Annotated in this window: 13 protein-coding genes and 1 pseudogene; all 14 read left to right on the top strand. The window is 42.3% G+C overall.

The window, feature by feature from the left end:
• Positions 1 to 233 precede the first annotated feature (233 nt).
• Positions 234 to 1211 (top strand): carbohydrate ABC transporter permease, encoded by a 978-nt coding sequence (locus tag KQI87_RS13900; RefSeq protein WP_216460657.1) that lies wholly within the window; start codon positions 234 to 236, stop codon positions 1209 to 1211.
• Positions 1211 to 2056, top strand: coding sequence for a carbohydrate ABC transporter permease (locus tag KQI87_RS13895; RefSeq protein WP_216460656.1), 846 nt, complete (start codon positions 1211 to 1213; stop codon positions 2054 to 2056). The genes KQI87_RS13900 and KQI87_RS13895 overlap by 1 nt, the downstream gene beginning before the upstream one ends.
• Before the next feature lie 44 nt (positions 2057 to 2100).
• Positions 2101 to 3132, top strand: a complete 1032-nt coding sequence (locus KQI87_RS13890; RefSeq protein WP_216460655.1) for a glycoside hydrolase family 130 protein — start codon at positions 2101 to 2103, stop codon at positions 3130 to 3132.
• Positions 3133 to 3307: 175 nt separating this feature from the next.
• The gene (locus tag KQI87_RS13885; RefSeq protein WP_216460654.1) at positions 3308 to 4357 is read left to right on the top strand and encodes a GDSL-type esterase/lipase family protein; all 1050 of its coding nucleotides are present in this window, start codon (positions 3308 to 3310) and stop codon (positions 4355 to 4357) included.
• The gene (locus tag KQI87_RS13880) at positions 4357 to 5433 is read left to right on the top strand and encodes an SGNH/GDSL hydrolase family protein (RefSeq protein ID WP_216460653.1); all 1077 of its coding nucleotides are present in this window, start codon (positions 4357 to 4359) and stop codon (positions 5431 to 5433) included. The genes KQI87_RS13885 and KQI87_RS13880 overlap by 1 nt, the downstream gene beginning before the upstream one ends.
• A 46-nt stretch (positions 5434 to 5479) precedes the next feature.
• A complete protein-coding gene (locus tag KQI87_RS13875; protein ID WP_216460652.1) occupies positions 5480 to 6838 on the top strand; it encodes a GH1 family beta-glucosidase in 1359 nt (452 codons plus the stop codon).
• 57 nt (positions 6839 to 6895) lie between these two features.
• A complete protein-coding gene (locus KQI87_RS13870) occupies positions 6896 to 7612 on the top strand; it encodes a hypothetical protein (RefSeq protein ID WP_216460651.1) in 717 nt (238 codons plus the stop codon).
• A 117-nt stretch (positions 7613 to 7729) separates the two neighbouring features.
• Positions 7730 to 8908, top strand: a complete 1179-nt coding sequence (locus KQI87_RS13865) for an AGE family epimerase/isomerase (protein ID WP_216460650.1) — start codon at positions 7730 to 7732, stop codon at positions 8906 to 8908.
• Positions 8898 to 10046 (top strand): annotated as a pseudogene (locus KQI87_RS17380) (glycoside hydrolase family 130 protein); the annotation flags it as partial. The gene KQI87_RS13865 and the pseudogene KQI87_RS17380, both read left to right, overlap by 11 nt.
• Positions 10038 to 11750: a phospho-sugar mutase gene (locus tag KQI87_RS17375; protein ID WP_216460658.1), complete on the top strand. Its 1713-nt coding sequence runs from the start codon at positions 10038 to 10040 to the stop codon at positions 11748 to 11750. The pseudogene KQI87_RS17380 and the gene KQI87_RS17375, both read left to right, overlap by 9 nt.
• Positions 11751 to 11977: 227 nt before the next feature.
• The gene (locus KQI87_RS13850) at positions 11978 to 12919 is read left to right on the top strand and encodes a type I phosphomannose isomerase catalytic subunit (RefSeq protein WP_216460649.1); all 942 of its coding nucleotides are present in this window, start codon (positions 11978 to 11980) and stop codon (positions 12917 to 12919) included.
• Between the two features lie 260 nt (positions 12920 to 13179).
• A complete protein-coding gene (locus KQI87_RS13845; RefSeq protein ID WP_216460648.1) occupies positions 13180 to 13647 on the top strand; it encodes a hypothetical protein in 468 nt (155 codons plus the stop codon).
• A gap of 141 nt (positions 13648 to 13788) precedes the next feature.
• A complete protein-coding gene (locus KQI87_RS13840) occupies positions 13789 to 14157 on the top strand; it encodes a CidA/LrgA family protein (RefSeq protein ID WP_216460647.1) in 369 nt (122 codons plus the stop codon).
• Entirely contained in the window at positions 14154 to 14846 is a 693-nt protein-coding gene (locus tag KQI87_RS13835) for an LrgB family protein (RefSeq protein ID WP_216460646.1), read from the top strand. The genes KQI87_RS13840 and KQI87_RS13835 overlap by 4 nt, the downstream gene beginning before the upstream one ends.
• Positions 14847 to 15033 lie beyond the last annotated feature (187 nt).

Below are 15033 nucleotides of genomic sequence, written 5' to 3'. Positions count from 1 at the left end.
AGTAATAACGCCGCATATTGAGGAGTATTTGTCAAGTAATATTTTAGAAAATATCAAGTAGGTATCAGAGAGATCATTGCCCGTTTAACAAGCAACAATCTCTTAAGTTAATGACATTGGCAGTGAACAGTAACAATAAATGACCTGTGATCCTTTACAGGAGGTTTTGGAAACATTACAAATGGCAGGGTGAAAGATCCCTGCCATTTCTTTGGGAGAAAGGAGAGAAATTCATGAAACAGAAGAATGGATTTGTTCGCTGGATACAATCAGGAAAAGTAAACCGTAATCTCTGTATTTTTACATTTATGCTGGTACCACTGCTCCTGCTTATTGTATTTACTTATATTCCATTTGGAAAAATGGTACAGTTCAGCTTCTATGATATGAAATATATCGGAGCACGTAAATTCGTAGGCTGGAAAAACTATATTGATGTGTTTACCAGAGATGATTGTTTCCGGGCTTTGAAAATCAGTATTTACTACATATTTGCCTCTTTTATCCAGTTGGGACTTGCCCTTTATTTTGCAACTATTCTGAGTTTCAAAACAAAATGCAGCGGTTTATTCAAAGGATTTATGTTTTTCCCATATCTGGTATGTGGTATTGCAGTAGGTTTCGTATTTAAATTCTTCTATACCAGAGGCTTCGTTCTTGATACCGTACTTCAGTGGTGCGGCTTTCAGCTGGATAATCTTCCTTATTGGCTGAAAGATACACGTATTAACAATATTTCGGTAGCTGCAACCTCTATCTGGAGATATATGGGACAGCAGATGGTATTGTTCATCGGTGCGATCATGTCTGTGGATTCTTCTCTTTATGAAGCAGCTGAGATTGACGGTGCAAACGGATGGGCGAAATTCCGTTATGTAATCCTTCCAAGCATTAAAACAATCGTTGTATTAAATATGATTCTTTCCATTACTGGTTCTCTGAGTGTGTTCGAGCCACCTTATGTTATTACAGGCGGTAACTTTGGAACAGGAAGTTACTTTGTAATCATGAATAAACTGGCACATGAAAATCAGAAGGTTGGTCTTGCATCTGCAATGGCGATTGTATTGTTGGTTCTGATTATGATCGCCACAGCTATTCAGAAATGGGTTGAAAGATACTTCTTCGGAGTTGGTGATCAGGAGGCAATCAGAACAGTCAGAAAACGTGAGAAACGTCTGGCTATGGAAGCGAAAGGGGGCACACACTGATGACAGCAGCGAAATTAAAAAAAGGAATCCTGGTTGTGTTAAAGTATTTCACTTTGATCCTGGGTGCATTTGTGTCAATACTTCCGCTGGTCGTGTGTGTGATCACAGCGTTTAAAAATCCGGAAGAGTATGCTTCCACCAATGTTATGACACTTCCCAAGAGCTGGACATATGTTGAAAACTTTATCCAGGCATGGAAACAGGCAAACATGGGTGTTGCTTTCAGAAACTCTTTTATCATTCTGGTATTTGTACTGGCCGGTTCTATCCTGACAGGCTCTATGATCGCATATGTACTGAGCCGTTTTAAATTCAAAGGAAACGGACTGATCAGAAATCTGTTCCTTTTTGCATCCCTGCTTCCTGGTATTGCCATGCAGGTATCCGTATATCAGATCATGTATACCATTGGATGGATTAACTTCCTTCCGGGATATATTGTAATGATGTGCGGAACAGATATTATATCTATCTACATATTTATCCAGTTCTTTGAAAATATTTCCATTGCACTGGATGAATCAGCAATTATGGATGGATGTACCTATTTTGGTGTATTCTTCCGAATTTTATTCCCGCTGCTGAAACCGGCAATCATAACAGTTATGATCCTGAAAGGTGTTGGCGTATATAACGAATACTATAATGCGAACCTTTACCTGCAGGATAAAAACCATCTGGTTACAGTAGCTACTTCACTTTTTAAATTTACAGGACCGTTGGGAAATCAGTACAACTACATCTGTGCAGGTGTCATTATCACTATGCTTCCGGCTCTGATCGTGTTTATTCTCTGTCAGAAGCAGATTTACAGTGGACTGACACAGGGTGCTGTAAAAGGCTGATATTACTATGAATACTAACAATAATTAACAGGAGGACTATTTAAATGAGCGAAGTAAAGATCATCGGACCAAACGTTCCTAATATGCCATGGCAGGACAGACCTGCTGACAAAAAAGATAAATCAGAAATCCCGGTATGGAGATACAGTGAAAACCCGATTATCGGACGTAATCCATCAGAAGGTGTTGCACGTATTTTTAACAGTGCAGTTATGCCATATGAAGGAGAATTCATCGGTGTGTTCCGTGGAGAACAGACAAACGGTATTCCATATATCTACCTTGGAAGAAGCAAGGATGCCATCCACTGGGATTTTGACAAAGAAAAAATTCCTTTCAAGGATGAAAACGGAAATGATTTTATGCCGAAATATGCATACGATCCAAGACTGGTAAAGGTAGAAGACACTTATTATATCATCTGGTGCCAGGATTTCTATGGCGCAGCAATCGGTATTGCAAAAACACAGGATTTCAAAACCTTTACAAGAATTGAAAATCCATTCCTTCCATTTAACAGAAATGCAGTTCTTTTCCCGAGAAAGATCAATGATAAATTCATGATGCTTTCTCGCCCAAGTGACAGTGGACATACTCCATTTGGTGATATCTTTATTTCCGAAAGCCCGGATATGGAATACTGGGGTAAACACCGCCATGTAATGGGAAAAGGAAGAGAATGGTGGCAGAATGTAAAGATCGGCGGTGGTGCAGCTCCTATCGAAACTTCTGAAGGATGGCTCCTTTTCTATCACGGTGTAACAGGAACCTGCAATGGATATGTATACAGCATTGGTGGAGCAATTCTTGATATTGACAATCCATCTGTTGTGAAATACCGTTGCGATACTTTCCTCCTCACACCGGAAGAATGGTATGAAGAACGTGGATTTGTTCCGAATGTCACATTCCCATGCGCAACAATCCATGATGCGGAAAGCGGAAAGATTGCTATCTATTATGGATGTGCAGATACTTATGTAGGTCTTGCATTTACAGAAGTTGATGAGATTGTTTCCTATATTAAAAAACACAGTGTTGTGACAGAAGAAGATACAGAGATCGGAAAGAGATAATCAACCTACAATTATAAAACAGGATGAGACAGGGGCGTCGTGCCATGTGTGATGGCGTGAGGCTCCTGTTTTGCCTTACCGGCTAGTACAGCGAATATAGCAGAAACTTAATTTTCGCTGTACTGATCAGTAATATGGGAGATTATGAGATTATAGAAGACAGAGGGCAGGAAGAATGACAATTTTAGCAGATCATAAGAAATTGATTTACAGTGGAAGAATTGACTGGAGTAATCCGCTGGAACCGATTTTTGTATTTCCGTGTACATTTGTAAAAATGAAATTTACAGGAAACGTTTTGAAAGTTCATGTGAAGAACCATAATGCTTATTGGAACAATTATTTGGGAGTGCTTCTGGATGGGGAGCAAAGTTCCGTTCTTCTTACCAAAGAGGGGGAAGCGCTGTTGGATATTCCGGTAAAGGGATCAGAGAAAACGGAACATGAAGTGATGATTTTCAAGAGACAGGATTCCTGCCATGAACTTACTTTCCTGGGATTTGAGCTTGGTCAGGGAGCAGAAATCTTGGATTCAGATCCGTTGCCGGAAAGAAGAATCGAAGTGTATGGAGATTCTGTATCAGCAGGTGAGGTATCTGAGGCTGTGGACTACACGGGAAAAGAAGACCCGGAACATAATGGCGAATATTCCAACAGCTGGTATTCTTATGCATGGATGACTGCGAGAAGATTGAATGCGCAGATCCATGATGTTGCTCAGGGTGGAATTGCTCTGAGGGATCATACCGGCTGGTTTTATGAACCGGAAGCAATCGGAATGGAAACAGCCTGGAATAAAATACATTATAATCCACTGTTTGGGAATGCAACAGAGTGGGATTTCTCCAAATATACACCGCAGGTGGTAATTGTGGCAATCGGTCAGAATGATAATCATCCGGACGACTACATGAAAGAAGACTACAACAGTGAGAGATCAAAGCAGTGGAGAGAGCATTATAAGGCATTTATAGAAGGGCTGAAGAAACAGTATCCGGAAGCCAAAATTGTCTGCTGCACAACCCTGCTCTGCCATGATGAGTCCTGGGACAGATCAATCGGGGAAGTTGTGAAAGAACTGGATCATCCGGATATCACCCAGTGTCTTTTTACACGAAATGGAAAGGGTACTCCCGGACATCTGCGTATTCCGGAGGCAGAGGAAATGTCTCAGGAGCTGGCTGATTATATAGAGAAACTGAATGTGAAGGGATGGGAGAAGTGATGGAAAAGATAAATCTTTCAAGACTGAAAAACTGTATGGCAAGAGCGCAGAGAGGCGAAGAACTGACCATTGGTTTCCTGGGAGGTTCCATTACCCAGGGAAGCCTTGCCGCTGAGCATGAGAATACATATGCCTACAGAGTGTTTACCTGGTGGAAGGAAACCTTTCAAAATGGGAAATTTCACTATGTAAATGGCGGGATCGGAGGAACAACTTCTCATTATGGAGTTTCCAGAGCTGTTACGGATGTGCTGATGTATCAGCCGGATTTTGTAGTGGTGGATTTCAGTGTGAATGACGAACCGGATGAATTTTTCCAGGAAACCTATGAAGGTGTCATACGTAAACTTCTTCAGTGGAAATCAGAACCTGCAGTGGTAATCCTGAACAATGTATTTTATGACACAGGAAAAACTGCTCAGGATTTTCACAATGCAGTGGGTAACCGGTATCAGGTTCCTCATGTCAGCATGAAAGATACTCTGTATCAGGAAATGCAGCAGGGAAAATATACAAGAGAAGAACTGACACCGGACGGTCTTCATCCAAATGATAAAGGCCATAAACTGGTGGCAGAGAAGATCATTGCATTTCTGGAAGAGGTTCGAAGTCATATGGCAGAACCGGAAGATGAGCTGACGCTCCCGGAACCAATGACTGAGAATGCATATGAAAATGCCAGACGACTGACAATCCGGGAAATTTCTCCGGAGCTTGCAGGATTCCGGGCAGATACAGAAGAGAAAACAGGACATCTGGATCACTTTAAAAACGGATGGATTGGAAAGAAGCCGGGAGATAAGGTTGCTTTTGAGACAGAAGGCTCCTGTGTTGCGGTACAGTACAGAAAAACTATTCATAAGCCTGCACTACGTGCAAAGCTTGTGTTGGACGGGGACAGAGCCAATGAGATACTTCTTGATGCAAATTTCGATGAAGACTGGGGTGACTGCCTGTATCTGGAACCAATCCTTCACCATGGGGAAAACAAAACTCATACGGTAGAAATTGAAATCCTGCCGGATAACAATAAAGACGCAACGCCATTTTACCTGATGTCTTTGATCGTGGCGTGAAATAGCAGTTACATTATTACCGAATAATAGACAGGGAGAACCGATTATGGGATTCAGAGAAGATTTTGCATGGGGAACTGCAACCAGTTCCTATCAGATAGAAGGTGCTGTAAAAGGCGAAGGAAAGGGAGAACATATCTGGGATGTTTATACAAAAGAGCCGGGACATGTGTTTGAAGGTCATACAGGAGAAACTGCCTGTGATCATTATCACAGATATCCGGAAGATGTAAAGATCATGAAAGAGATGGGACTGAAGGCTTATCGTTTCTCCATTGACTGGACAAGAGTGCTTCCTGATGGATATGGAAAAGTAAATGAGAAGGGTATTGCGTTTTATAATGCACTGATCGACGAGCTTCTGGACAATGGGATTGAACCGTACATTACTCTGTATCACTGGGAACTTCCCTATGAAATCTATAAAAGGGGAGGCTGGATGAATCCTCAGATCGTAGAGTGGTTTGGCGAATACGCAAAGCTTGTAGCCGAACGATTCAGCGACAGAGTGACACATTATTTTACATTAAATGAGCCTCAGTGTTTTGTAGGACTTGGATTCCTGACAGGGGTACATGCTCCAGGGCTGAAATCACCTTTACGCGATACCTTTGAGATGGCACATAATGTAATGAAAGCCCATGGACAGGCAGTCCGGATGCTGCGTCAGTATGGCAGACAGCCGCTTGTTATTGGCTATGCACCTACCTGCGGTATGGTTTATCCGGAAACAGAGAAGCCGGAGGATATTGAGGCGGCAAGACAGGCAATGTTTGCTCTGCAGCCGGATGACAGTAACTGGACATGGAATGTTTCCTGGTGGTCAGACCCGGTTCTCCTTGGCTATTATCCGGAAGAAGGGCTGAAACGCTATGAACCATATCTGCCAAAGATTACAGAAGAAGATATGAAGCTGATTTCTGAGCCCATCGATGTTTACGGACAGAATATCTACAATGGAAGATGTGTCCGCATGGGGGCTGACGGGAAACCGGAAGATGTGAAACGCTATGCAGGTTTTCCGAGAACAGCTATCGACTGGCCGGTAACACCGGAAGTACTTTACTGGGGGCCGAAGTTCTTATATGAACGCTATCAAAAACCAATATATATTACTGAGAATGGAATTTCCTGTCATGATGTGATCTCGCTGGATGGAAAAGTCCACGATCCAAACAGAATTGATTTTCTGGCACGTTACCTTCACGAGCTGAAGAGAGCAGCTTCGGAGATTGACCTGAGAGGATATTTTCAGTGGTCGCTGATGGATAACTTTGAATGGGCAGAAGGATATGCCCAGCGTTTCGGGCTTGTGTATGTGGATTTCAGAAATCAACAGAGAATTCTGAAGGATTCTGCATATTGGTACAGAGATGTGATTCGGGAGAATGGCAATAATCTGTAAATGGTTTCCGGAAATGCTCGGCAGTATCTCTGAACTTTCGGGCGGAAAGGTGATGCAATGAAGAAAACAGCACTTGATGATGATGCTTATCTTTATCAGAAAAGAGAAGAAAAGACAGAAAAAGAAAAATGGTCAGAAATGAACCGACATCAGAGAATGCAGTATTTTCTGGATTACTATCTGGTGAAGCTGCTGGTTTTTACAGGAATTATCCTGGCAGTTGTTCTGTTTGTATGGAATTTTATAAGTAAGTCAAAAGAAGACACAGTACTCTATGTGGCTGTGGTTGATGAAGTCTTACAGACAGAAGGAACTGAGAAATTGAAAGAAGAGCTTACAGAATATCTGGGCGCAGATGGAAAATATCGGAAAATAATAATCGATGACAGCTTTTATATGGATGATGGAGGCCTTGAGAAGCTGGAAGTGTATCTTTATAATAAGCAGATTGATGTGGTCATAGCGGATGAAGCTGTGTACAAAGAACTGGCAGGTTATGTTTTTTTTCAGGATATCAGTACTGTTCCCGGTGTTTCTTCAAAATATGCAGATCTGTATGTGAAAGCAGCCGGATATAAAGATGAAGATACAGATTCTTTTGAGGATCATTCAACCGCAAAAGGTGAGGAACTTCCTTATGGAGTGGACATTTCCGCAAGCAGGATCAGTGATATTAAAACAAAGATCCAGACGCCTGTACTGTCAATAGCGCAGGGAGCTGAGAATATGGAAAATGCAGTGAAATTGCTGGACTTTATTTACAAACAGAGATAAGATGAAGATAAAAAGCATCTGTAAAAATAATTTAACCAAATCAGGGAAGTCCCCTGCTGAGTTTGCAAAAAAGCAATAAGCAGTGGGTGGGGACTTGTTTGTATCAGGAGGAAGAAAATGGGTACATTTGCAAAGGAAATTGAGGAAGAATTAAAGCAGAAGCTCATCCCTTTCTGGGAGAATCTGAGGGATGAAGAGAATGGCGGATATTATGGCTATATGGGTTATGACCTTAAGGTACAGAAGGATTATGAAAAAGGATGCATTTTAAACAGCAGAATCCTGTGGTTCTTTGCCAATGCCTATATGACTTTGGGTCAGGAGAAGCTGAAAGAGGATGCAGATCATGCATATGCATTTCTGAAAGAGAAATGTCTGGACAGAGAGTTTGGTGGAGTTTTCTGGTCTGTCACATATGACGGAAAACCGGCAGATACTATCAAACATACATATAATCAGGCGTTTGCAATCTACGCTCTTTCTTCCTATTATGATGCAACAGGAAATGAGGAAGCGTTGGAGATCGCCAGAGAACTTCAGAACGTGATCGAGGACAGATGTACAGACGAGTACGGATATCTGGAAGCATTTAACCGTAAATTTGAGCCGGAAGAGAATGACAAGCTCTCTGAGAACGGCGTTATCGCAGAGAAAACAATGAATACGCTTCTCCATGTTTTTGAAGCGTACACAGAGTTTTATCGTGTGACAAAGGATGAGAGAACAGGCGACAGACTCCGCTTTATGATGGATATTTTTGCTGACAAAGTTTACAACAGGGAACTTGGCAGACAGGAAGTATTTTTTGACAGAACATGGAACAGTCTGATTGATCTGTATTCTTATGGACATGATATTGAGACATCCTGGCTGATGGACAGAGGTCTTGAGGTACTGGGTGACGAAAAATATACAGCGAAGATCGCACCAATCACAGCACAGATCGTAGAGAATATTTATAACAGAGCTTATGTGGATCATTCTCTGATGAACGAGTGTGAGAATGGTGTGAATGATACAAAGAGAGTCTGGTGGGTACAGGCAGAGACAGTGGTCGGATTCCTGAACGGATATCAGAAACATCCGGAGAAGAAGGAATATCTGCAGGCTGCCGAAGATGTATGGAATTACATCAAAACTTATATGCTTGACCCGAGAGAAGGCTCTGAGTGGTTCTGGTATGTGAACGAAGATCACACACCTGCAGAGGAACCAATCGTGGAACCATGGAAATGCCCGTATCACAACGGACGTATGTGTATGGAAGTTATAAGGAGGATGAAAGATGCTGAATAAACAGTATTACGTTGAAAAAGCGAAAGTAGAGAAACTGATCGCAAGAAAAAATCAGAAGACAGATTTTTACAATGGAATTTATGACCGTTACGAATATCCGGTACTGACAAGAGAGTTCGCGCCGGTTGAATGGAGATATGACCTGAACCCGAAGACAAACCCGAATTTCCAGGAACGTCTTGGAATCAATGCTGTGATGAACTCCGGTGCCATTGAACTGAACGGTAAATATTATCTGGTTGTCCGTGTAGAAGGAAATGACCGTAAATCTTTCTTTGCAGTAGCAGAGAGCGATACAGGAATCGATGGATTCCATTTCTGGGATTATCCGGTACAGCTTCCGGATACCTGCCCGGAAGAAACAAACGTATATGACATGCGTCTGACCAAACATGAAGATGGTTGGATTTATGGTGTGTTCTGTTCCGAGAGTAAGGATAAAACAAATCCGGATCTTTCCGCAGCAGTTGCAGAAGCAGGTATCGTAAGAACAAAAGACCTCAAGACATGGGAGCGCCTTGATAATCTGAAAACACTTCATTCTCCGCAGCAGAGAAATGTGGTTCTTCATCCAGAATTTGTAGACGGCAAATATGCATTCTACACACGGCCTATGGACGGTTTCATTGAAACAGGAAGCGGCGGAGGAATCGGATTTGGTCTCTGTGATGATATTGAACATGCAGTGATCGATGAGGAGAAGATTATCAGCAAGAGAATTTATCATACTCTGACAGAGTCCAAGAACGGTGCAGGTGCAGTGCCGATCAGAGGTAAGAAATGCTGGATCAATATTGCTCACGGTGTAAGAAATACAGCAGCAGGACTTCGTTATGTCCTCTATGTATTCGGAACTGATTTGAATGATCCTTCCAAAGTGATCGCTGAGCCATCCGGTGTATTTCTTGTACCACTTGGAAAAGAGAGAGTCGGAGATGTTTCCAATGTAGTATTTACAAACGGCGCTATCGCAAAGGAGAACGGAGATATTTATATCTATTATGCATCCTGCGATACCAGAATGCATGTGGCAACAACTACAATTGATAAACTGGAAGATTATCTGTTTAACACACCAAGAGATCCTCATCGTTCTCCTGACTGTGTAAAACAGCGCTGCGAACTGATCATGAATAATACCTATCAGCGTTGGTGTGAGGATGAGTATTTTGACGCAGATACAAGAGCCGAGTTAAAAGCCATCGCAGATGATCCTCAGGAGATCAAAGAGAGATTTTACAAAGATCTTGAATTTGGTACAGGCGGACTGAGAGGAATCCTGGGTGCCGGCACTAACCGTATGAACATTTATACAGTAAGAAAAGCAACTCAGGGTCTGGCAAACTTTATTATCAAAGAAAATGCACAGTCAAAGGGTGTTGCCATTGCATTTGATTCCAGACATATGTCACCGGAATTTGCAAAAGAGACAGCTCTCTGCATGGCAGCAAACGGAATCAAAGCTTACATTTTCCCATCCCTGCGTCCGACTCCAATGCTTTCTTTCGCACTTCGTGAGTTAGGCTGCACAGCTGGTGTGGTAGTAACTGCAAGCCACAATCCGCCACAGTACAACGGATACAAAGTTTACTGGGAGGACGGCGCGCAGATCACAGCTCCTAAGGATAAACAGATTATTACTGAAGTTCAGGCAATCACAGATTTCGCCCAGGTGAAGACAATGTCTGAAGAAGATGCAAAGGCAGCCGGTCTTTATGAAGTGATCGGTGAAGAAATTGATGACAAATACATGGAAGCTCTTAAGAAACTGGTTCTCCGTCCGGAAGCCATCAAAGAGCAGGCAGATAAGCTGAAAATCGTTTACACACCTCTTCACGGAACAGGTAATATTCCGGTAAGACGTGTACTGAAAGAACTTGGATTCAACAACGTTTATGTAGTAAAAGAGCAGGAACTTCCTGACGGAGATTTCCCGACAGTAAGCTATCCGAACCCGGAAGACAAGAATGCATTTACACTGGCTCTGAAACTTGCGAAGGAAGTAGACGCAGATATCGTTCTGGCTACTGACCCGGATGCAGACAGACTTGGAATCTATGCAAAGAATGAGAAGACCGGAGAGTACGAAAGCTTCACAGGAAATATGTCCGGAATGCTGATCCTGGAATATCTCCTTTCCCAGAGAAAAGAACTTGGCATGCTTCCTGAGAATGGTGCAGTTGTAACAACTATCGTTTCCGGAAAAATGGCAAGAGCTATCGCAAAAGAATACAATGTAGAACTGATCGAAACTCTGACAGGATTCAAATATATCGGAGAGCAGATCAAATTCTTTGAGCAGAACCACGATCATGAATTCCTCTTTGGATACGAAGAAAGCTATGGATGCCTGGAAGGTACTCACGCAAGAGATAAAGATGCAGTTGTAGCTGTTATGGCTCTCTGCGAGGCCGCAGCTTATTATAAATCAAAAGGAATCACACTCTGCGAGCAGATGCAGAATCTGTACCAGAAATATGGCTTCTACAAAGAAAGCCTCTTCTTCCAGACATTCCAGGGAATGGAAGGAAAAGCAAAGATTGATGGTCTGATGGACGCACTGAGAAATGAGCCTCCGAAACAGGTTGGTCCATTCAAGGTAACTGCACTGGAAGACTATAAGAAGAGCGTCCGCACAGATATCGCAACAGGCGAGACTTCAGCACTGACATTACCAGAATCTAATGTACTGTACTTTGAACTGGAAGATGGCGCATGGTTCTGCGTAAGACCATCCGGAACAGAGCCGAAGATCAAATACTATGCAGGTGTGAAAGGTGCAGACGCACAGGATGCCGAAGACAAGCTGGAAGCATTATCTAAAGCAGTTGTTGAACTTTAATTGTGTGATTTCAATGTTATCCAGAGAAGATTATGAGTCAGTTGCAAAGAGTCAGTTTTCTCTGGCAGGCAATGATATGAATGCGCAAAACGAAAAGTTAAAATTAATTGCAGATAGAGATTGAAATATCTGTCTTGATAAGTAAAATAGTAGACAGGTAGCAAAGTAAAAAGGGCACGCAGGGGAACTTCTCAGGCGTGCCCAAAAGTAAATGGAGGAATTTACAAATGGCAATTTTTAAATTAAAACCAAGCTGCAAGGATTATCTCTGGGGCGGTACAAGATTAAGAACAGAGTTCGGGATCGAATATGACAAAGATCCTTTGGCAGAATCCTGGGAACTGTCCTGCCATCCGGATGGACCGAGCTATATCGTAAACGGCGAGAATGCAGGAAAAACTCTGCAGCAGTACATTGATGAGAACGGTAAAGAGATTCTGGGAACAGACTGCCAGTCCTTCGAGCAGTTTCCGGTTCTGATTAAATTTATTGATGCAAAGAAAGATCTTTCCATTCAGGTACATCCTGACAATACCTATGCACTGAAAAACGAAGGCCAGTATGGTAAAACTGAAATGTGGTATGTAATGGATGCTGCAGAAGGTGCAAGTCTGCTGTATGGATTTTCCAGAGAAGTTTCCGAGGAAGAATTCGAAGAACGTATCCGCAACAATACTCTGCCGGAAGTTTTGAACAGAGTAATGATCCACAAAGGGGATGTACTCTTCATTGATCCGGGCACTATCCATGCGATCGGTGCCGGAAGTCTGATCGCTGAGATTCAGCAGAACTCTAATGTTACATACCGTGTCTACGATTACGGACGCAAAGGACCGGATGGAAAAGAGAGAGAACTTCATGTAGATAAAGCTCTCCGGGTAACAAAACGTGAGCCTGCAGCTACAGACAGAGATTTCGGACCACACGTTGCATCCTGCGAATATTTTACAGTAGACAAAGTAATCCTGGACGGTCTGAGAAGAAAGAAACTGACAGGAGAAGCTGACGGTACTTCTTTCGTAAGTGTACTGGTTATGAGCGGCGCAGGTAAGATCACTGCAAGCGGCGAGACAATGGAAGTGAAGAAAGGTGACAGTATCTTTATTACAGCAGGTTCCGGCGAATATGAGCTGGAAGGTGATATGGAGGCACTGCTTACCACTGTATAAATAAGCGTATTTCTTAAAAAATTATTGAAGAAAAAGTTTTTACAGAAAGCCTGTGAAGCCTGTAAAAGCTTTTTCTTTTTTCGCTTATCAGACAGGCGAATCAGACCGGATTATTTTGTGTTTTTTAAAAAACATATAAATATATGAAGGAAAACAGCAGGATTTCCTCAGAAACAGCCTTGCAATTTGTGATGAATACGTTATAATAAAAAAACGTAACGAACCTGGATTGGTTAGACCAATATGAAGGAGTTGAATATTTGAAAAGTAAAAAAGAACGAGACTGGAAGTTTATTATCGGTATGATTGTTCTGATTGCCATTTTTGCCGTAATGGGAGGTGCTTTCTGGAATATGGTGGGAAAGCAGGCACAGATGGTCAGGGAGGAAGAGCAGAAAGAGGAAGCAAATGCTATTTCTGCAATCTATATCGAGACAGGAGAATTTCTGAAGACCGGAGTTTTTGTGGATCTGAACAATGGAACTATTTTCAGCGCAGACATACCGGCAGAGGGCATTTACAATAAGAAAGGAAAATTAATTTCCGATGATGTATTGGAAAATGGGGATAAAGTAAAGATATACGGCGATGGAATCATGTTGGAATCTTTTCCGGGACAATATCCTGGCGTAACAAAGATCCAGAGAACCGGACGAGCATCTCTTGAGGAAACCCAGGAGTATGAAGATCTGGTGAATGGGATGATGAAGCCTGTAGCAGTACAGTAAATTCTGTGATTATGGGATATGTTAATATATGAACAGTAACAGTTTTGAACTGCTAAAAGTCGTAGAATAAGAGACCAGACAAGAGTTTCGGCAGAAGTATTTATATGCTTATGCAAGAACGAAAATTAGAGGAGACTGAAAATGAAATACGTAAGACAATTCTGGATTATTTTACTGATATCCGCAATGGGCGAAGGACTGCATGTCCTGATCCCGCTTCCTGTACCTGCAAGTGTGTATGGACTGGTGATCATGCTGATCGCATTGGGAACACACATTATCAAGCTGGAACAGGTCAAAGAAGCAGCTGAATTTCTCATAGAGATCATGCCGGTCATGTTTATCCCGGCAGGTGTTGGACTACTGACAGCATGGGGCGTACTGAAACCTGTATGTGTGCCGATCGTTCTGATCACTGTAATTACCACGGTTGTAGTTATGATTGTGACGGGGCGTATTACTCAGACAGTTATTCGTATGGACAGAAAGAAAGGACAGAAGAAATCATGACACAATTTATGAGCAATTCCATATTTTTTGGCGCAGCGATCAGCCTGATCGCATATGAGGCAGGACTTCTTTTAAAGAGAAAATTCAAGATGGCGATCTTTAACCCGCTTCTGATCGCGATCATTGCGGTAATGGCAGTTCTCTCTTTATTACACATTGATTATGATACTTATAATCAGAGCGGCCAGTACATCAGCTATCTGCTCACCCCTGCGACTGTCTGCCTGGCAGTTCCGTTGTATCAGCAGATAGAGCTTCTGAAAAAGAACCTCAAAGCAGTAGCTATCGGAATCATCTCTGGTGTGATCGCAAGTATGGTCAGCGTGCTACTTCTTGCCAAGCTGTTCAGACTGAGCCATGAGCAGTATGTTACACTTCTTCCGAAGTCTATTACAACAGCCATCGGAATGGGCGTTTCCGAAGAACTTGGCGGTATCGTAACGATCACAGTTGCAGTTATCATCATCACAGGAGTTCTCGGAAACATGATCGCAGAGACAGTGATCAAACTGGCACACATCGAAGAGCCGATTGCCAAAGGCCTTGCACTTGGAACTTCTGCCCATGCCATTGGTACAGCCAAGGCAATGGAACTTGGTGAAGTAGAAGGTGCTATGAGTAGTCTTGCAATTGCAGTTGCTGGTCTGCTGACAGTTGTCGGGGCATCTGTATTTGCGCAGTTCATGTAGAGAGTTACAATATAATTAGAATAATGAAATTGGATAAGAGGATTGTTGTGTTAAGTGATTAGCATGGCAGCTTGAATGAAAAAGTAAATTCTACATTCTAACATACCTTGATTTTATGCGGGATTAAATTCTATTTTCGGAGATACACAACTTAATTTTTTTAGTATATAATGCTTTTATACGGCAT

It is taken from the genome of Blautia sp. MSJ-9 (genome assembly GCF_018919065.1).
Lineage (GTDB): Bacteria > Bacillota > Clostridia > Lachnospirales > Lachnospiraceae > Blautia_A.
This window is presented reverse-complemented; position numbering and strand designations above follow the sequence as displayed.

Bases quoted from the DNA above. Each gene is read 5' to 3' on its own strand.
- KQI87_RS13900 (WP_216460657.1), top strand. From the start codon at position 234: ATGAAACAGAAGAATGGATTTGTTCGCTGGATACAATCAGGAAAAGTA.
- KQI87_RS13895 (WP_216460656.1), top strand. From the start codon at position 1,211: ATGACAGCAGCGAAATTAAAAAAAGGAATCCTGGTTGTGTTAAAGTAT.
- KQI87_RS13890 (WP_216460655.1), top strand. From the start codon at position 2,101: ATGAGCGAAGTAAAGATCATCGGACCAAACGTTCCTAATATGCCATGG.
- KQI87_RS13885 (WP_216460654.1), top strand. From the start codon at position 3,308: ATGACAATTTTAGCAGATCATAAGAAATTGATTTACAGTGGAAGAATT.
- KQI87_RS13880 (WP_216460653.1), top strand. From the start codon at position 4,357: ATGGAAAAGATAAATCTTTCAAGACTGAAAAACTGTATGGCAAGAGCG.
- KQI87_RS13875 (WP_216460652.1), top strand. From the start codon at position 5,480: ATGGGATTCAGAGAAGATTTTGCATGGGGAACTGCAACCAGTTCCTAT.
- KQI87_RS13870 (WP_216460651.1), top strand. From the start codon at position 6,896: ATGAAGAAAACAGCACTTGATGATGATGCTTATCTTTATCAGAAAAGA.
- KQI87_RS13865 (WP_216460650.1), top strand. From the start codon at position 7,730: ATGGGTACATTTGCAAAGGAAATTGAGGAAGAATTAAAGCAGAAGCTC.
- KQI87_RS17375 (WP_216460658.1), top strand. From the start codon at position 10,038: ATGAATAATACCTATCAGCGTTGGTGTGAGGATGAGTATTTTGACGCA.
- KQI87_RS13850 (WP_216460649.1), top strand. From the start codon at position 11,978: ATGGCAATTTTTAAATTAAAACCAAGCTGCAAGGATTATCTCTGGGGC.
- KQI87_RS13840 (WP_216460647.1), top strand. From the start codon at position 13,789: ATGAAATACGTAAGACAATTCTGGATTATTTTACTGATATCCGCAATG.
- KQI87_RS13835 (WP_216460646.1), top strand. From the start codon at position 14,154: ATGACACAATTTATGAGCAATTCCATATTTTTTGGCGCAGCGATCAGC.